This is a genomic window from Gaoshiqia hydrogeniformans (assembly GCF_049347105.1).
Lineage (GTDB): Bacteria > Bacteroidota > Bacteroidia > Bacteroidales > Prolixibacteraceae > Gaoshiqia > Gaoshiqia hydrogeniformans.
Genome location: NZ_CP186334.1, coordinates 2342794 through 2362482 on the forward strand (window position 1 = coordinate 2342794; position 19689 = coordinate 2362482).

Here is a 19689-nt window from a genome sequence, read left to right on the forward strand (position 1 = left end):
GGCCTTGTTCTCTGGTTTTATTTAGTTGGCCGGTATATCCACTCTGATTGCTTCATTATAGTTATGACGGCGGATATTCTCCGTTGCATAGTTGATCCGGGCAGCAGCGCGGATGAACACGGTTCTGCCTGCAGGGATCGTTCCTTTGGTGGTAATGGTAATTGGTTGCCCGAGCAAGGCATCAAACGCATTTCCACTGTAGGTAATTTCGGTTGTGTACCGGTTATCCCATTCGCGGTAACCAACGAAAGGCACCTGGCTGACAAACAGTCGGACATCGGTTACATTCAGCATGTTGTCGTTGTAGCCGCCCATCGGTTCAATTTTTGATCTGAAATCGGCAGGACTAACAGCCCTTGTCACTTTCACCGTAGCCGTAATTTGCCCGTTGTTTATTGTGGGTTGTCCTACCCATTCTACTTTCAGGAACGGCTGAACTTTAAACTCAACTTCGGTAACGCCTTTGATGTCGATATACTTGCTTTCGTCGGCAATGGTATCTCCGGCACTGTTTAACCGGACCAAGGGGATAAAAGCGCCGTCGATACGCACGTTGTAATGGCCTTTAAAAATTTTCGTATTCTGGAAAATGCCTTCTTTCATACACCAGAAGTCGAAATTGTCAGGAGCAGCTGTTTCTTTCCAGCTAAGCTCGCGTAAGCGGATGCGGGTTCCCTCGCTTCCCTGATCTGTCAGAACAAGATCGCCGGTGGCAACATCCACCACTCTGCCCTTCAATGTTTCTTCCGGCAAATCGTAGTTGTCAATCTCACAGGCGCTGAAAGAAACTGCCGCTAAGCAAATTAATGTATAATAGAATATTTTTTTCATTGTGTTAAAATTTAAATAGATTAACGACCTGGTTGTTGATCAATTACCGGACTCTTGGATACCTCGCCACCCGGTATAGCAAAGTAATATTCCTGTTCGGAAAGGCGGAAACGGCGTCTGCCTTCATCCAGGCCTGCATCAAAGAAGTATTTACCGGTTGTTGATGAGTAGAAGGGGTACAAACCTTTGTAGTAGGCTCCATCAGCCTGCGTGTATCCGTTCAGCATATCGGAATGCTGAGTTCTCCAACGCCGGATGTCCCACAGGATTTTGTGTTCGAAAGCGAGTTCTTTTCTCCGCTCTTTGCGAATGATTTGAAGGCCTTGTTCGCCGTTAATATCAGCAATACTGGTTAATGGGTCAGCGCCTGCTCTTTCACGAATCTCCCGGATTGCATCGTAGGCAATTTGCTGGAAGTTGTCTCCGGAGGGAGCCGGTTCTCCGGCAAGCATCAGCTCCGAAGCAGCTTCGGCGGCATTTAAGAGAATCTCGGCATAACGCATTAAAATGAAATGCTGCTCCGAACGGGCTTCCAATACCAAGGTTTGCGGCATGTTCGGATTCAGCCACTTGCGAATGACAAACCCGGTCATCGCAGCCGTACCGTCTGATGTGAACGGACCGCTTTTTCCACCGGCATTCATCGTAGTTCCGTTAGGCAAGGTTACCGTTTCGTGCGTTGTTCCGTTTTGGGAAAGGAAAAGTGACTTTTGACCCGCAAATGCACCTGTACCTTTATAGGCATCTACCTGGTTGTAGTTTGACGGACCGGAAACGGCATAATCGGGTGAGCTACCGTTAATAACACGCAGAGGGCTGATGCCGTTTGACGCGTCGCCGGTAAAGATTCCCCGGCGAATTTCAATCACTTCACCTTTGAACACATCTCCCGGTAAAATTACATTAGCGCGAAGACGGGGTTCTGCATTGGCAAAAAGGTCAGTCACATTGTCAAACATGAGATATTTGCCGTTGTCATCAAATACTTTAATTGTACCATCAGCATTTTTTGCAAAGCCGTCAAATAACTCAACAAAGTCGAGCGTCGGGCAGTTACCTGCAGAATAACCATTACCTCCCATCAACTGTCGGGGAATATTATACGAGTCGAATCCGTGCGCCAAATCCGGGTATTTGTATTCTTTAATATAAATGTTTTCCGGGCTTGAGATATCGAAGAACATATCCACCATATTTTGATACTGGGATTCTTTGTCGTTGGCGGCCCATTTCTTTTTGTATAACGAATATTTTCCCGACTTCATTACTTCGCGGGCTGCTTGGTATGCTTCTTTAAAATATTTTTTCGAAGCGGCAGCAGCGGTATTCGGATCAAAACCAATCACACGTGCGCCGGTTTTTTCTCCAAATCCGGTAATCCGGTTGTATTTGGCTACCGAACCTGCATATAACATCGCCTCGGATTTGAATCCCTGAGCGACATATTTATTGGCATAACCACGTTTTGGACTTGTTTCGGAAAGGTTCGCGATGGCTAAATTAAAGTCAGCCAGTACCTGGTTCCAGGTCTCTTCTTCGGTCGATCGGGGTATTTCAAGCTGATCAACAGGAGTTTCAGGATATTTCAGCACAGACGTAACCAGTGAAGTTCCTCCGTACCGTTTTGCCATCGCATAGAAAACCATGGCACGAGCAAAATAAGCTTCGCCGATAAAATGGTTGTAGTCAGCATCGCTGAAATTTGCTTTGTACTGGGGTAAGGTCTCAAGTAAACGGTTTGCATCGCGAAGTAAGTTAAACGCGCGTCCCCAATAGGCACCATTACGCGCCCAGCCTTCTGAAGTCATCGCCGTTCCTGCATCGCGGCCAATCGACGATCCCTCGTTCGTCCCCGGAGTAACCAACCAGTCATCAAAAAACTGACGGGCAGGCGAATATTTAAAGTCTTCGAAAGGCATTTGACTGTATATACGTGACAAATACACGGTCATCCCAGTTGCATCTGTAAAAAGATCTTTGTCTTGCACGACGTTCATAGGCGGTATATCCAAATAATCCTTACAGGAAATTACGATACCGCTAAACGCCATTATCGCGATTAAAAAATATTTCAATTTCATAGTTTGCATACCTTATTAAAATTTAACATTTAATCCAACAGAAACAGTTTTGTTTAGTGGGTATAAGTAACCGTATGTGTCATTCGGGTGTTCAGGATCAACGAATTTAACCTTAGTGATCGTGAACAGGTTATAGGTATTTACATAAAAACGCAGATTTTTTATCCCGCTTTTCATAATCCATTGAGAGGGGAGAGTATACCCAAGTTCAACACTCTTCAATCGCAAATATGCGCCATTTTCAACATTGAAACTTGAGTTTACATCAGGTAAACTTCCGGTGTAGGCGAAATGCCCCGGGATCCATTGTGTTGCCGGGTCGTAAGGATCTGCTTTCGGATCGGCAGGGTGCCATCTGTCCATAAACTGTTCCATGGCCCCGGAGTTTCCGCTACCCCACATTGGTTCGCGAAGCTGCTCGCCGTAAACCAATGAACTCATGGCAGAACCTTGCAGCAGGAAATTCAGGTCAAAGCCTTTATATGACGCGTCGAAGATCATGCTGAAGTTCATCCAGGGATACTGGTTGTAGCGAATTGGGTGAACGTCGTTACCGTTGATTTCACCATCGCCATTCCAGTCTTCATATTTATAATCACCGGGAAGGGTTCCACGGCCAATGTAAGTCGGATTTGACCAGATTTCTTCCCATGACTGGTATTGTCCATTGCCCTGGAGTCCTGAATGAACACCTTGTAGACGATCATTTTGGTTGTTTTTCCAGTTGTTCCACGAGCTGCCGATGGCTCCGCGTTCGACATACAAACGTTTGACACGGGCTAATGACACCATGCCTTTCATGTTGTAGCGGAAATCCTTGATTCGGTTTCTATGCGAAACTTCCAGTTCAAAACCATAGGTGCGGTCGCCGTTCAGGTTCTCCTGGGGCAGGCCTGCGCCCACTACGGTAGGAATACCTCCGCTTCGTGTGGCCAACAGGCCTTCACGTTTTCTGCTGAAATAATCGAAGGAGATTCCTAAAAGACCATCCCATCCTTCAAAATCGGTACCCAGGTCAAATGTTTTTGCCGTGTACCAGGTGATAAACGGATTGGGAATTCCCTTGTTATCAGCACTTGCATTGAAGCTTCCGTTGAACACATAACCGCCGGTGAAGTTTCTTCTGTCGGTAGATGACGGGTAATTATAACCCGAAATAAACTGATAACTCGAAGCGCCGTCGTCTCCGGTTTTACCGTACGAAGAACGAACTTTCAACTGACTGATAAATGATAAAGCAGAGGCATTTTTGAAGAATCCTTCTTCCGAGATTCGCCAGCCGACAGAAGCAGCCGGGAAAAAACCCCATTGAGAACCTTCAGCAAATTTAGATGATCCGTCGTAGCGGAACAGAACTTCAGCCAGGTACTTGTCGCTGAATGAATAATTGAGTCTGCCCGCTAATGCCAGGTTGGCATTTTCATAAAGGGCATCAGCACCCGAGTTCATTGTTGCCAGTTGCCCTTCGGCCACACCTGCAAAAATGTAGGGTAAAGGCAAAACCAGGTCTCTTTGGGCAAAAAAGTTATCACTGGTTCTTTTTTGTGCCTCCCAGATTAAAACACTACCAACCTTATGCCGGTTAAATGTGCCGTCGTAGTTTAATGAGGCTTGTGATAAAAGTTGTGTTTTGAAATAGGATTCTCTCCTAATTCTGTTCGGCGATTGACGGGTATACTTGGAATAAGTGTCTGAGGCCTCATCGTACCGGTACTGAACATATTCTTTCTGGAAAAGATTGGAACTTGATACGAAATAATCATAGCTGAACAGGCCTTTTACATAAAGACCTTTTATACCCGGGATGTCATATTTCAGGCTTGCTGCTGATTGAATCCACTTTTTATTGTATTCTTTGTACCCGACGATATCTTTATCCATAAAGGAAATCGGGTTATCGCCTTCAATTAAACCATGATAAGGTTTGGTCGGATCGTTATTTGCATAGGCGGGGATGTGAGCGCCTTGTCTCCAGAAACCGCGGATGATCCACCATGAATCCTGGTAGGGACGATCTTGTTCATCCATCACCAGGTTCAGATTCAGATCGAAAGTAAGACGATCGGTAATTTTGGTGGTGATGTTTGAGCGGACGTTATATTTTGTGTAGTTCAAGTCGCTTGACTTAAAAAAACCTTCCTGGTACTGATATCCGAGACCGGCATAATAAGTCGTTTTATCGTTACCGCCCGTGGCATTCAGATTGTGCATGGTTTGAGGTGCATAATCGGCAAAAACCAAGGGATACCAATCGACGCTTTGTTTTACACCCGTCCGGTAATCTTCAAATTGCTGATCATTGAAGATCGGAGAACCGCCGTTGATATTGTGCATCGCCTGCTCGTTCCGAAGCGTCATATATTCCATGGCATCCACTGTTGCCGGTAAACCGGAAGGAATCTGCCAGGTGAATGAACCGGAATAGTTCAGTTCTACCCGATTGTTGGTGCCTTTTTTTGTTGTCACCAATACTACTCCGTTTGCAGCGCGAACACCATAAATGGCAGCTGAGGCATCTTTCAGCACCGACATGTTGTCAATATCATTTGGGTCGAGACGCTGAAAATCATCATTCGTCCGGGGAATTCCGTCGATGATAATAAGAGGCGACCCCATGGCCCGAATGTCGAAATTATTATTGAAAGAACCCGGTTCTGCTGTTTTTTGGGTGACCCGAACCCCCGAGATCTTTCCGGTAAGCATGTTCTGGGCGTTTTCATTTTTTGTGGAAACAATATCTTCACCTTTAACAGCCGAAACCGCGCCGGTTAATGTTGCTTTCTTTTGAACGCCATATCCTACTGCAACCACTTCTTCAATGCCAATGGTTTCTTCCTGCATAACTACATTGATCCTGGTTTCGCCGGCTAATTTGATTTCCTGCGTTTTCATCCCGATAAAGGTGAAAACCAGGGTGGAGCCCAAAGGAACATTCGTTAGCGAATAACTTCCGTCGGCACCGGTAATTGATCCCTGGCCGGTTCCTTTTATGATAATGGTCACTCCGGGGAGTTGGATTCCCTGACTGTCTGTAACCTTTCCTGAAATGGTTCTTTCCTGTTGAGTATTTATTTTATTGGCATCGGCTGTTCTGCTGGTCAATAAAATTTGCCGGTTATTAATTGAAAATGAAATATCTGTATCCTTAAATACTTTTTGAAGAATTTCATAAACACTTTCATTTTCAACCTTAACGTCAATTTTCCGATCGACATTAATTAAATTCCGGTTATAGAGAAAGAAGAATTCCGTACTGTTTTCGATCTTGTCTATAACCTCTTCAACCCGGGCGTTTTTCATATCCAGCGTCAACTTAGTTTGTTGAGAGAAGGAGTTCACGGCAAAAGCTTGCGATAAAGAAACGAGAACGATAAAGATGGTAAAGCGCATCATTTTGATCATTTTTAACAGGCCAATGTCATGCATTAACCTTCGGTTCTGCTTTTTTTTCATAAATTTGTTCTTAGTGGATTTACAACTTCGTAAGTTAATTCTACTTCATGACAGGGTGGTAGTGCCAATACCTCCCTGTTTTTTTACAGTTTTTTCATAGATTAATTTTATTATTTAATGAATATTAATTTTTTAACCACATTTCAATTTTTCGTTCAGTAAAGCTGTTATCTTCATTTTTCTTTCTTTCATGGATCCGGTAACTTATCGGAGCAACAGTCGATAACATTTTGCATATTTCTTCCAGGTTTTCATCCATAAATGTTGCTCTAAATAAAGATGACTGAAGCGAATCGCCATGTAAAATGATTTCAGTATGATACCTGCGTTCCAATCTCCGGGCAATTTCAGACATGGGTTCGTTCTTAAAGATCATCAATCCATCTTTCCAACAGGTGTATGACTTTGCATCAATCCGGGTCTTAACCATTTCTTTCGTCGATTTATTGAAAATCAAATGTTCATCGGGCGTCAGTTCGCTTTTAAACTCGTCGTGTTTCCCGGATACCCGAACTTTACCTTTTTCTAGAATTACTTCGGCAAGCTCTTCGTTTTCATAGGCAACAACATTAAACTGCGTACCTAAAACGCTGACATCAAAATACGGTGTAACTACGTGAAAAACTTTTGACTCGAGGTGAACAACATCAAACCAGGCTTCACCTGATATTTCAACATGACGGTTAGTTGTAAAATTGACAGGATACTTAACTGAAGATCCGCTGTTCAGCCATCCGATTGTTCCGTCGGGTAATTGAAATTTTGTTCGTGTTCCCACGGGGGAGTGAATTTCTGCCCAGGAATCCATCCCGCTCATTTTGTTTAACGAAAGATAGCCCATGACAGCAATTGTGATGAGTGCGGGAATAATCAGAACGACTGCAATTTTAGAGAACAAGCGGTAATAGAGCTGGCGGGCAGAACCCGAAACTGATCTGCCCAGGTTAATTCGGTGGTGGAGCTGGTCGAGCATTCGGGTCAATTGTTCCTGGTTATGATTTGTGTCCCTCGTTTTGTTCCATTCGTCTTCCATGTACATCTGCAACTCAGCATTGTATTCTTCTTTGTTAAAATGAGAAGAAACTAATAAATAATCATTGAATGAAAATTTACCGGAGATAAATCGGTTTAATTTTTTCTTGTTCGTATCCATAGTTACTGTCTATGTCTTTTCGAAGTCATTTTCCACTATTCAAAATCAGGGAAAATGATAAAAAAATGCAATAAAGAATCAATGTTGTTGATTATCTGTGCATTGTAATTATCGGGCAGAGATAAAAAATGCGTAAAAGAGCAGACCCGCCAGTTTTTCGTTTTGAAGTTCGCGAAGGATTTGTTTTTGCGCAGCAGCAAGTTGGTTTTCTACCGTATTGGGCGAGATTCCGAGTTGTTCTGCGATTTGCTTGACCGGTAATCCTTCGTATTTTCTTTTTAAAAAGATTTCTTTGCGTTTTTCCGGCAAATGATTGATAATTGTTTCCACTTTTTCGAGCAAAAATCTGTAATCGATCGTCTGATCCAGGTTATTCTCCTGTTTCAGGAAAGCATACAGCAGATCATCTTTAAATGCATTGTCCCTCGATTTTCGGATAAAATGCTTTCGGATCAGATTATAAGCAATTGTGAAAACATAGGAATTGAATGAACTGTCCGGTTTTAATCCTTCTTTATGATCCCAAATATACAGGAATACTTCCTGAACCACTTCTTCAGACTCTTCGACCGACTTTAAGTATTTGAGCGAAAAGTGATACAACCGCCGGGCATATTTATTAAATAAGGCGTCAAAGGCAGCAGCGTTGCCATCTTTGAGATGCTTTACGTTCAGGTAATCAATATGTTTGGAGATAGAAGTCAAAGTTTTCAAGTATAAATTAACCGCCGTAAAATTAATAAAAACAGCATATGATCGGGACAATATCCATCAGGTCGGAAAATTTACAAACTTTGGAATAGACAGTGCCTTTATAATCAGTGTTCCTACGGTATTGTTTTAATCTGTCGGTATGGATGTCGCAATGGTGAAGTTTAACGGATGAAAACTGTTTATATTTTAATTGCTGTTCCGTCTTTCAGATGTATGCAAATCTCTTTTTTTATTATACTTTTACGTATGATGCATTTGGAGAAATAATGTATAGTTGTTGATCGTCAGCCGTATGCCGTCATTATATCTTTTCAGTAACTGATTTTTGAAAACTTCTTTTTGAATCTATCCGGATGGAACAATCATCGGAACATACCAATGACAAAGCTGTATGGCAAGCGATAAAAGCGGGGGATCAACCTGGCTTTAACCGGATTTTCAAAAAATATTATTCTGAATTATATTATTACGGGATTAAAATATTCCCTGATCCTGATTTTATAAAAGAAAGCATACAAGAGGTTTTTGTACGTATATGGGAAACCCGACAAAGTTTGGCAGATGTTGAGAATGTAAAGGCATACTTGATTGTGTCAGTGAGAAGGATGATTTTTATCAGAAAGAAAAATGCTGAATTCAAACAAATTGTTGAGCTTGGTAAATTTGAGAATTCTACCTTCTTTTTTGATGTCAATGAGTTTGAAAAGCATGAAGATATTTCGGATGAAGTCCGGCGGGTTTTATTGCATGCCATCAATTCTTTAACCGTGAAACAGCGTGAGTTGATCATGTTGTTTTTTTACCATGAGCTACCTTATTCCGAAATTGCACAGATCATGGGGATTAGCGTACAGGCTGTACGTAACCTGATGTGCCGCACCTTGATTCATCTCAGAAAATCAATTGGTGAAAAGTCTTTAAAACTAATAAACAACCTTTTCTTTACGCTTTTTTCTTCAATCTCCGCAAAAAAAATGTGAAAATTTGATTATGCTTTTTTAATCTTTCTCTCTATAGTGCAAAGTCGTTTTTTTTGATTTGTCTATGAAAGAAACGGAAGATATATCAATTCTTTTAACTGATAAGGATTTTCAAAAGATCCTTTCGAACTGGAAGGGATACAGCGAGAGGGAAAAAGCGGATATTTTCGGAACATATAAGCTTACAGCCGCAGATGTTGAGATTTTACGACAACTCTGGTTGGGATTGGATTTTTGCTGGTTCGAACATTCCCGTCCCATGATCGAGAGTGCGCTAAATGAGACCTTATGGAAGCTGGCAGAAAGAAAGATGGATTCAGGTGAAAAAGGTTTAGTCAGTAAGTTATATGGATATTTCGCACGGGTTGCCGCCATATTGCTTGTTCCGATTCTTTTGTATACGGCGTACTTGTATTTCTCTAAACCTAACCCGACAAATCTGCAGGTAACCAGTCGTCTGATAACGGTCGATTCCCAACAAGGAACAATTACCACTTTGGTATTGCCCGATGGAAGTCGTGTTTGGTTAAATGCAGGAAGCTCGTTATCGTATCCGGATTATTTTGATGGTGGCATCAGAGTGGTTTCATTATCAGGCGAAGCTTATTTTGAGGTTGTGAAGGATGATAAAATGCCGATGGTCGTGTCAACAGGAAATCTGAATGTCAAAGTGTATGGTACCCGTTTTAACGTGAGTGCATTCTCATCCGAACAATCGGTAAAAGTAACATTGGTAGAGGGCTCTGTTTCTTTATCTTTCCCTTCAGGAAAACTTGATGGTAAAGATGAATTCTTTGTTGAAGCCGGTCAGACAGTTGCTTTTCGTGAAGATTCAGAACAATTAACAGTTCAAGAAGAAGACCCTTTTCTTCATACTGCATGGAAAGAAGGCATACTGATCTTTAGGAATGAAACCTTTGAAACGGTATTAAGAAGATTATCGCGCAAGTTTAATGTAGATATTAAACTGATGGATAAGTCATTAGCGTATATACCGATGGACGCAACCTTTAGGGATGAGAATATTAATGAGATCCTGCGATTATTATCATTTAGCACGCCATTTAAATATTATTACGGAACCAGGGAACAATTACCTGACAAAACATTTGCAAAAAGTATCATCTATATTGAAAGAGAATAAAAAATTTAAAAACAGATAGCCTATGATAAAAACAAAAGCAAGGAGAAGTTGGCTCCTTCCCCTTGCTTCATCTAAATTAATCAATTTGCAACAACCAATTAATTAGCACAAAAGTATGAAAAAAAATGTAGTTTATCCTTCAGAAGGCGTTGTTATGCCTTTTCTGAAAAAAAACTTATTAAAGATGAAACTAACTTTACTATGCCTGTTGTTGAGTTTTGCGCAACTATTGGCGTCCAAAAGTTTCTCGCAATCAACCCGGCTAACACTCAATCTCGAAAATGTCAGGGTTGAAGAGGTTTTGTTAAAAATAGAAGAAAAGTGTAATCTCTATTTTATCTACAATCGTGAAGCTGTAGATGTAAACCGGAAGGTGAATGTTTCATATGCTGATCAGGAGATCAAAGAGGTACTTTCAAACCTCTTCAGTAAAACGGATGTTGAATATGAAATCCGCGGATCTCATATAATCCTTAAGAGTAGTTTAATCCAATCAGTACAGCAATCAATCAGGCTGAGCGGTACCGTTACCGATGTATCGGGTTCACCGCTCCCCGGTGTTGCTGTTTCTGTTAAAGGCACCTCTCAGGGAACAATTACAAATGCAGACGGCAATTATGTATTGACGAATGTTTCAGCCAGCAGCATTTTGGTATTTTCTTTTGTAGGAATGAAAACGCAGGAGGTATCAGTTTCAGGAAGAACAGTTTTAAATGTGATCATGGAAGAAGAAACGATAGGCGTTCAGGAAGTCGTAGTTACTGCTTTAGGAATAGAAAGGAACAAACGAACGTTAAGTTATGCGACCCAACAGGTTGATATGACAAGCCTGACAACGGTTCGTGATCCCAGTTTAGGAGCCTCTCTTACCGGAAAGCTGGCGGGGGTAAATATTCTTACTTCATCAGGAACAACCGGGGTTGGAGGTGCATCCCGGATTATCATCCGGGGAGACAAATCAATCGTAGGAAATAATCAACCCTTGATTATTGTTGACGGGATCCCTTACAATAACTCGGGTGGGATAAATTTCAGCAGGAAATCATCTACCGATGGACTTTCTGATATTAACCCGGATGATGTTGAAAGTATCAACGTACTGAAAGGTCCGTCTGCGGCGGCACTTTACGGTTCAGCAGCAAATAACGGAGTTGTAATCGTTACAACAAAAAAAGGAAAATCAGGAATGCAGAAGGCTGAATTTAATTCAATCACTACGGTCGATTTACCCTACCTTTTCCCCGATTTTCAAAACAAATACGGGCAGGGTGCCGCTGGTCTTTTTATCCCTAACTCTGAGCAAAGTTGGGGTCCGGAGATGAGCGGTCAGCAAGTTACTGACTGGACAGGTAAAGAAACTTCTCTCCGTCCGCAATCCGATAATGTAAAAGATTTCTTCACCAACGGGTACAATTATACGAACACCTTATCATATTCATTCGGCACGGAGAAATCTACGGCATATTTCTCCTACAGTAATACCTCTGCAAGAAGCGTTATCCAAACAGACATATTACAAAAGCACAACTTCAATCTTCGTTTGGGCACCGAATTATTGCCCAAACTAAAAATGGATTTCAAAGTAACGTATCTGAATCAGTTACTTGAGAACAGCCCGGAGAGAGGAGATAGTTATTTCAGCCCGATGCACCAGCTTATACGGATGCCAAGAAGCCTTCGCACGGAAGACATGGAAGTTTTTGAATATTTCACTCCTGAAGGGGTCAGGAAACAGAATTTCTGGAATCCCGGCAGTACAAGTATGCAAAACCCTTACTGGGCCATGAACAGAAGTGTTGTACCAACACGGAAAAACAGGGTCGACGTGTTTTCAACCCTGCGGTACAACTTAACCGACTGGTTGTATGCGCAAATAAGAGGAGGGGCCGATTTGTTGTTTAACGATGGAGAAAACAAGGTTTACTGGGATTCGCCGTATATAAATTCCGGTTACGGAGATTATCAAACACAATTCAGCAAAAATCAAAATTTAACCGGCGATTTTCTCATTGGAATAAACCGATTGTTTTTTGAAGAGAAGTTGTCATTAAATGTGACTTTAGGAGGGGAGGTTAAAGACTCAAAAACGAGATTCCAATCCTCAACTGCAAACGGACTCAGCACGGAGAATAAATTTTCGCTGTTTTACGCAAAAAACCCGGCTACCACAGACAGCGAGTCACGAATACAAACTCAATCGTTATATGGAATGGCCCAGATTGGCTACCGGGACTATCTTTTTCTTGATGTCACTGCCCGGAACGACTGGAGTTCAACATTGCCTCCCCCTTATGATTATTTCTATCCTTCTTTTGGCTTAACAGGGGTCGTATCTGATATGATTCATCTTCCTGAACTGATCTCTTTTGCCAAAGTGAGGGGTTCTTATGCTGAAGTAGGCGCCGGAGCCAACTTTGCCAATATCTTCCAAACATTTGGCAGAACGGTTAATGGTCCCGTTGGCTACATCTATCCTGATAAAACAAAAGCCCCCACCAATTTAAAACCCGAAAGATCCAAATCATGGGAAGCTGGTGCCGAGTTGAGGATGTTCGACAACAGGATCGGCATCGATTTTACCTGGTATAAATCAGTCACGCGAAACCAACTGATGAAAGTAGGGGTTCCGCCATCATCGGGGTATAATGAAGCGTGGATCAATGCCGGTCATATTGAGAATAAAGGGATAGAAATCGTTCTGTCTGCCACACCTGTTAAAAACAAACATTTCGCGTGGGAGACGAACTTAAACTTTGCACAAAATAAAAACAAGGTTGTAGAACTGGCAAATGCAATGGAAAAATACCAAATCGCCAGCGCTGAATTATCAATCGGCGAAACCTGGGCGATTGTAGGCAAACCTTTTGGTGAGCTTTATACTAAAGGCTTTGTGAGAAATGACAATGGGGAAGTTATTGTTGATGCTACCGGGATGCCCAAAGTAATGACTTCGGCCGATTTATACCTGGGAAACTTTAACCACGATTGGACAAGCGGATTTTCTAATTCATTCAATTATAAAAGGTGGCAGCTCAATTTCTTCATTGACCTTAATTACGGGGGGTATCGCCAATCATCCACCGAATCGCAGATGATGTTTCATGGGACAAGCAAAGAAACATTGACCGGGCGGAAGGATGGAATTGTCGTGCCGGGCGTAAAAGAAGATGGCACCGTTAATAATATCAAAGTTTCAGCGGAGGCTTATTACCAGTTACTGGGCGGAAGGGCAGGAAGCAACGCCGGCGAGATTTTCAACCATGAAGCAACAAACTCCAGATTACGTGAATTCTCAATCGGGTATTCGTTTCCAATGAGACAAGGTCTGATCAAGAACATCACTCTGTCGGCAGTTGGTCGTAATCTTTTCTACTTCTACAACGGATGCGGCTGGTTTGATCCGGAAGGCACTTATGATACTACTGTGAACGGACAGGGAGGTGAAAGTGCTTCACTCCCGGGAAGCAGGACATTGGGATTTAATTTAAAAGTCGGTTTCTGATTTTGTTATCAAAAAATCTTAAAGAAATGGAAAAGAAAATAAACAATACACACCGTATTTTTCTGCATGTGTCTATTACATTGCTGCTAACAATGCTGTTGCCCTGTTGCACCGACAAGTTTGAAGAATATAATACGGACAAGAGTAAACTCATGGAAGTAACAGATTTTGATCTTGGTGGTTTGTTCGGAAAATCTCTTGGCAGTCAGTTCGAGAATATTAATTACAGCAGGGGAAAAGGGGTTGTTTCCGACCATCTGTCAGGTTTTTTTACGTCTACTTACACTGTTTATGAGCAAAACACCATCAATGCAAGTTGGGTTACCCGAATCTGGGCAACCTATTATACCGACGCGCTTCCTGCTCTCGTCGCTATCCTGAACCTGACAAAGGACAAAAAGCCGGTGTCATATTCAGTGGCAATGATCTGGAAGTGTTTCGTGATGCAACGTGTAACCGATTATTGGGGACCGGTACCTTATACAGATGCTTCAAACGGAAAGGCGGTTACGCAGTACGAAAGTCAGAAGGATATTTACTACATGATGTTTCAGGACCTGACAAATGCTGTTCAAATACTTGAAAATGAACTAAAAAATCAGCCTAATTTGAATGTGTTTGGTTCGGCAGACATGATTTTTGACGGGAAAGTGGAGCAATGGGTCAAATTTGCCAATACCCTCCGTTTACGGATGGCCATTCGTATCTCAAATATTGATCCTGACAAAGCCCGTCAAGAAGCCGAAGCCGCTGTAAAAGGCAGCATGATTGAAGCCAATGATGACAATGCCATGTTGAAAACAACCCTGATTACGAGCGGGGGAAACGGATTGAGCAACATGTGGGCCTATTTTCAGAACATTATGAGCGCCTCGATGGAGAGTCTTTTAAAAGGATATGACGACCCCCGTGTTGGCATATACTTTAACAGGGTTGACGCGGCTAATATTGCAGCAAGTTTTCCTGAAGAGGTAAAGGGAAATGCAGGGGGATATCATGGTATGGCTAATGGGTACGAGTCGGTTTACGTGGCATTTCTCAGAGCGCACTCGTTGGTAGGCGACAGATGGAAAGATGATAACTGGAATGTTACCCCAATCGACTACCTTCATGCGGCGGAGACTTGGTTTCTGAAAGCAGAAGGCGTCTGGAGGGGATGGAACATGGGAGCGGGGACAGCGAAAGAATTTTATGAGAAAGGAATTGAACTTTCCCTGAAGCAATGGAGGCCCGATCTTTCCGCCACTGCTGTTTCAAGTTACATCAATTCAACACAACTACCTGTTGCTCCTAATAACCATCCGTATTATGATCCTCCGATGACCGATATTCCTGTCAAATATTCAGATAACCGGGAAAAACAATTCGAACAGATTATCACACAAAAGTGGTTGTCGATTTATCCTGAAAGTATGGAAGCCTGGGCAGAATACCGCAGAACCCGTTTGCCAAAACTATATGCAAAAAAATATTCAGGTAACGGAAATATTCTTCTTTCCAAAGGAATGATTATAACGCGTATGCCATATCCTGATTCGGAGAAGAACTCCCAGCCCGAAGAAATTGCCAAAGCAATCCAAATGCTCGGAGGCCCTGATCTTGAATCAACTCCCCTCTGGTGGGATGTGAACCCCAATGGAAATTAAACCCTGGGGATTCATTGACCCGTTGTATTGAGTTCTTCCGGACTAATGCAGTAACCAATTCTGTATTAGTCCGGTATTTATTGCTAAAGCGGTGGAAACAATAAACTGGTACTGATAAACGAAAAAAATTATGGTACAGCACGATGTGACAGATCTGCACGTTTACGACCGAAGGTATCAGCTCATCCCCGGATTTCTTTTTACCTAACCCAATAATTTGAGATGCTTCCAATTGTGGCAGATTGATGAACCTATCGACATAAACCTGATGAATATTACAACGATTTTTTTGTCCATTATTTTTCTGATAACAGAAGCTTTTGTACTGGCTCAATCTCCGGAAGAAGAAACCCCGGTCGACCTGGCCGATCCGCTGATTGACACTCAGCTCCCCCGATACGATTATTTTGCGTCGGCTTCTGTTCCGTTCGGAATGGTAGCTTTAAGCCCCGACACGAAACATGGCGCCCTTTGGGATGCAGGTTATCGTTATAATGACGAATATATCCTCAACTTTTCGCATGTACACAATGCGCAGACTGCCGGTATCCCGCTTATGCCGGTAACAGGCCCTTGTAAAGGCCATCTTGGCTTCGATGCCTGTAAATCGCGCTTCGATCGCCAAAAAGAGACCGTCAGCCCAGGTTATCACAAGTTGTACCTCGACGATTACGGGATAACCGCTGAGCTTACTGCGACCTGCCGTGTAGGGATGCACCGTTATACTTTTCCCGCCACAGACGAAGGGCATCTGCTTTTCGACCTTGGGGCGGGTCTTGGGCCTACATTGATGTCGTATGCCTGGTGCCGCCGGGTGGCAGATGATGAAATAGAAGGTTATTCTGTAATGGCTCCTACTTTCAGAAGAAAAAAGCCATATATGGTGCATTTTGTCGCCCGTTTCAGTAAGCCGTTTGACCATTTTTCCGGATGGAAAAATAATGAACCGGTTGAGGCTGAGGCCGGATTGATAGCCGGAGAAAAGAGTGGGGCTTGTGTGACGTACCGAAACCTGAAAGAAGGGGACCCCATTCTTATAAAAGTAGGTGTTTCCTTCGTGAGCATGCAAAATGCAAGAATGAATATAGATGCCGAGTTGCCGCACTGGGATTTCGACCAGGTGGTTGCCGAAGCCCGCGAAGCGTGGAACAGCTATTTGGGAAGGATACAGGTTGAAGGCGGCACGCGTAATCAACGGGTGAAATTTTATACCGACCTGATGCACACGGCTATTGGCAAACGGGTGACCAGCGATGTAAATGGCACTTATCCGGATTGGACCGGACCGGAGCAGGTTATCCGGCAACTTCCTCTCGATAGTTCGGGAAAGCCGGTTCGCCCATTTCTTGATGCCGATGGTTTATGGGGAGGGCAATGGAACCTGAACATTTTATGGCCGCTTGTTTATCCTGAATACGGTAACTGGGTGGCCGAAACATTTCTCGATTATTACCGCAATGCCGGGACTATGGCCCGTGGTTCGTGGGGTGGAAATTATACCTACGTAATGGTTGGTGACCAGACAACACCCCTTTTGGCCGCACTTTTATCAACCGGAAGGGCAACTTTTTCGCCTGAGCTTGCCTATGCTGCCGCCCGTAAGAATGCTTTTCCCGGCGGCATACGCGACCGTGCCGGGTACGAGGCCTCGCCTGAACCCGCAGGCGGGGGAATTGATTTGTATATCAAGAACGGGTTTATTCCGGTAGAGATATATCAACGGGGAGAAGGGATGCACCGGGGAGGGACTGCCATGACCCTTGAATATGCCTGGCAGGATTGGTGCCTTGCCCAAATGGCCATGCAGCAAGGAAAAGAGGAAGATGCAAAAATATTTCTGAAACGTTCGGAAAACTGGAAGAATGTTTTTGATCCGGTTTCCGGATGGGCCCGTCCCCGTCATTTGTCGGGAGAATGGATGGAACCGTTTTATCCTGTCAACACTGGTCAGAAAGGTTCGGCGACAGCTGGGTTTATTGAAGGAAACTCAGCGATTTACACTTTTTATGTTCCCCAGGATGTAACTGGGCTGATCACTGCTGTTAGAGGGAAAGAAGCCTTTGTTAAAAAGCTGGAATCCAATTTTGAGAAAGCCTGTCCTCATCGTTTTTATTCTCCTGAATACAGCAAATGTTGGGTAGAATATCAGAACCAGCCTTCCTGTCACCTGGCCCACCTTTTCAGCTATGCAGGCGCACCCTGGAAAACGCAGTATTGGGTACGTCAGGTTAAGGAATTAACCTTTGGGGGGGCCGACCCATATAGCGGGTATAATGGAGACGACGATCAGGGGATGATGGGCGCGCTGGGGGTATTAATGGCAATCGGGCTGTTCGATGTGCAGGGATGTGTCGGACAGGCGCCTGAACTTGAGATTACCAGCCCTTTGTTCGAAAAAACGATTATTGAATTTCCGTCGCTAAAGCAAGCCGGCGAAACAAGCCGATTTGAGATCGTGGTAAAACGCGGCCGTGCAGATGATGTATACATTCAGCGTACAAAACTAAACGGACAAGTCCATAATAGTTTTAAACTGCCTGTCGCTGCTTTCTTTTCCGGAGGGATACTGGAAATTGAGCTGGGGCCTAAGCCCAACAAAAAGTGGGGAGTTGAATAATGCTCTGATTTTCGCTTCTCTTCCTTTTATTAGTAAACGGAAGAATAGCAGGGTGTTGAATGAACCTTTGGTTGATCTTTTCAGCACGTGTTCCGTATCAAAAGAATCAACAAAACGCAAAATGAGAAAAAAACTTGTCCATATTGCCTTCCTCCTTATTCCTTGTTTCATTATTGGGTTTATACCCTTGATTGTTAACGGTCAGAACCATTGGAAAGCCGGGGTGGCACGCATAAAAATTACACCAACTACATCCTTATGGATGGCCGGGTATGCCGCTCGCACCCAGACTGCTGAAGGGAAATTGCACGATTTATGGGCAAAGGCGTTGTACCTTGAAGATGCACAAGCGAACAGGGCTTTGCTGGTTACCACTGATATATTGGGTTACACCCGCGATATGTCAGAAAAAATTTGTCGGGGCATCATGTCTGCTTCGGGTATAGAAAGGTCGCAGATTATTCTGAGCAGTACCCACACCCATTCAGGGCCGGTGCTGACCGATGCGCTGACCGACATTTACCCGATGAACGCTGAACAATGGGAAGAAGCAACTGCTTATACCGACTGGCTTGTACAGCAAATCATCGAACTGGCTGCCAAAGCCATGAAACATCCCCGGTCAGTAGTTTTATCCTCGTCAAACGGGGCCGTCAGGTTTCAGGTAAACCGCCGGAATAATAAAGCATCAACCCTGCATCGGCAAACCAGTCTGGCTGGCCCAAACGATTATGCTGTCCCGGTGTTACGCGTTGCCGATGAAAAAGGGAAAATAATGGCTATTGTGTTTGGGTATGCTTGTCACCCGACCACTTTATTCGGTTACAAATGGTCGGGCGATTATGCCGGGATTGCCCAAATGGAAATAGAGAAAATGTACAAAGGAACAAATGCAATGTTTTTTCAGGGTGCCGGTGCCGACCATGACCCCATCCCGCGGGGTAGCCTGCCTTTGGCTGTTCAGTATGGGAAAGAGCTGGCAGCAGCCGTTGAAAGGACATTGGCCGAAGAGATGCAACCATTGCTCCCCCAATTGCAAACAGCCTACAACGAAATCAGCTTAATGCTGAACCCCCCTCCGTTGCGAATGGAACTTGAAACGATGAAAACGCAGTTAAAAAGGTGGGAACGAACCTGGGCCGTGAGTATGTTGAAACGGATAGATCGGGGGGAAAACCTGATCAGCGAATATCCTTACCCGGTACAGATGTGGAACCTGGGAGGACAGCTAATGGCCGCGCTTGGCGGCGAACTGTTGGTTGATTATTCCATTCAGTTAAAAAAAATATTCGGCGATAACTTGTTTGTGATGGGCTATGCCAACGATGTAATGGGGTATATTCCTTCTGAAACCGTGCTGGCCGAAGGTGGATATGAAGGCAGGTCTTCCCATAAGGTTTATGGCTTGCCGAATACATGGAACACCGGCATTCAGGAGCAAATACTGCGCGAAGTGGTACGCATGGCAAAAGACGAAGGGATGACCGATATTCCTGATATTGAAACTAAAGCAAATAAAATAATTAGTAATTAGTTAGATATATTCAGAAAAGTAGGATGAATAAATT

General features: G+C 43.5%; 11 protein-coding genes. 6 read left to right on the forward strand and 5 right to left on the reverse strand.

Translation table 11 applies throughout. The features are described from left to right. Positions 1-21 precede the first annotated feature (21 nt). The 5 genes from ACOIT5_RS09395 to ACOIT5_RS09415 form a co-directional block, all read right to left on the reverse strand. On the reverse strand, positions 22-831 hold the full coding sequence (locus ACOIT5_RS09395; RefSeq protein WP_423130206.1) for a DUF3823 domain-containing protein: 810 nt from the start codon (positions 829-831) through the stop codon (positions 22-24). A gap of 20 nt (positions 832-851) precedes the next feature. Next, positions 852-2912 carry a RagB/SusD family nutrient uptake outer membrane protein gene (locus tag ACOIT5_RS09400; RefSeq protein WP_423130207.1) on the reverse strand — a complete coding sequence of 687 codons (2061 nt, stop codon included), beginning with the start codon at positions 2910-2912 and terminating at the stop codon, positions 852-854. A gap of 15 nt (positions 2913-2927) precedes the next feature. Then, entirely contained in the window at positions 2928-6365 is a 3438-nt protein-coding gene (locus tag ACOIT5_RS09405) for a SusC/RagA family TonB-linked outer membrane protein (protein WP_423130208.1), read from the reverse strand. Positions 6366-6489: 124 nt separating this feature from the next. Next, complete coding sequence (locus ACOIT5_RS09410; RefSeq protein ID WP_423130210.1) at positions 6490-7518, reverse strand: FecR family protein; 1029 nt, start codon at positions 7516-7518, stop codon at positions 6490-6492. A 108-nt stretch (positions 7519-7626) separates the two neighbouring features. Continuing rightward, positions 7627-8232 (reverse strand): RNA polymerase sigma factor, encoded by a 606-nt coding sequence (locus ACOIT5_RS09415; protein WP_423130211.1) that lies wholly within the window; start codon positions 8230-8232, stop codon positions 7627-7629. Positions 8233-8585: 353 nt separating this feature from the next. Between ACOIT5_RS09415 and ACOIT5_RS09420 the strand changes: the two genes are divergently transcribed. From ACOIT5_RS09420 to ACOIT5_RS09445, 6 genes are all read left to right on the forward strand, one after another. Further along, positions 8586-9212: an RNA polymerase sigma factor gene (locus ACOIT5_RS09420; RefSeq protein ID WP_423130212.1), complete on the forward strand. Its 627-nt coding sequence runs from the start codon at positions 8586-8588 to the stop codon at positions 9210-9212. 64 nt (positions 9213-9276) lie between these two features. Next, entirely contained in the window at positions 9277-10356 is a 1080-nt protein-coding gene (locus ACOIT5_RS09425) for a FecR family protein (protein WP_423130213.1), read from the forward strand. Between the two features lie 184 nt (positions 10357-10540). Further along, a complete protein-coding gene (locus ACOIT5_RS09430) occupies positions 10541-13858 on the forward strand; it encodes a SusC/RagA family TonB-linked outer membrane protein (RefSeq protein WP_423130214.1) in 3318 nt (1105 codons plus the stop codon). A 26-nt stretch (positions 13859-13884) separates the two neighbouring features. Beyond that, a complete protein-coding gene (locus tag ACOIT5_RS09435; protein WP_423130215.1) occupies positions 13885-15504 on the forward strand; it encodes a SusD/RagB family nutrient-binding outer membrane lipoprotein in 1620 nt (539 codons plus the stop codon). Positions 15505-15721: 217 nt separating this feature from the next. Further along, entirely contained in the window at positions 15722-18121 is a 2400-nt protein-coding gene (locus ACOIT5_RS09440; RefSeq protein WP_423130216.1) for a GH92 family glycosyl hydrolase, read from the forward strand. A 121-nt stretch (positions 18122-18242) separates the two neighbouring features. Further along, a complete protein-coding gene (locus ACOIT5_RS09445; RefSeq protein ID WP_423130217.1) occupies positions 18243-19655 on the forward strand; it encodes a neutral/alkaline non-lysosomal ceramidase N-terminal domain-containing protein in 1413 nt (470 codons plus the stop codon). The last annotated feature ends 34 nt before the right edge of the window (positions 19656-19689 follow it).

Excerpts from the sequence above, each read along its gene's own strand:
- ACOIT5_RS09395 (WP_423130206.1), bottom strand. The coding sequence starts at position 831 with ATGAAAAAAATATTCTATTATACATTAATTTGCTTAGCGGCAGTTTCT.
- ACOIT5_RS09400 (WP_423130207.1), bottom strand. The coding sequence starts at position 2,912 with ATGAAATTGAAATATTTTTTAATCGCGATAATGGCGTTTAGCGGTATC.
- ACOIT5_RS09405 (WP_423130208.1), bottom strand. The coding sequence starts at position 6,365 with ATGAAAAAAAAGCAGAACCGAAGGTTAATGCATGACATTGGCCTGTTA.
- ACOIT5_RS09410 (WP_423130210.1), bottom strand. The coding sequence starts at position 7,518 with ATGGATACGAACAAGAAAAAATTAAACCGATTTATCTCCGGTAAATTT.
- ACOIT5_RS09420 (WP_423130212.1), top strand. The coding sequence starts at position 8,586 with ATGGAACAATCATCGGAACATACCAATGACAAAGCTGTATGGCAAGCG.
- ACOIT5_RS09425 (WP_423130213.1), top strand. The coding sequence starts at position 9,277 with ATGAAAGAAACGGAAGATATATCAATTCTTTTAACTGATAAGGATTTT.
- ACOIT5_RS09430 (WP_423130214.1), top strand. The coding sequence starts at position 10,541 with ATGAAACTAACTTTACTATGCCTGTTGTTGAGTTTTGCGCAACTATTG.
- ACOIT5_RS09435 (WP_423130215.1), top strand. The coding sequence starts at position 13,885 with ATGGAAAAGAAAATAAACAATACACACCGTATTTTTCTGCATGTGTCT.
- ACOIT5_RS09445 (WP_423130217.1), top strand. The coding sequence starts at position 18,243 with ATGAGAAAAAAACTTGTCCATATTGCCTTCCTCCTTATTCCTTGTTTC.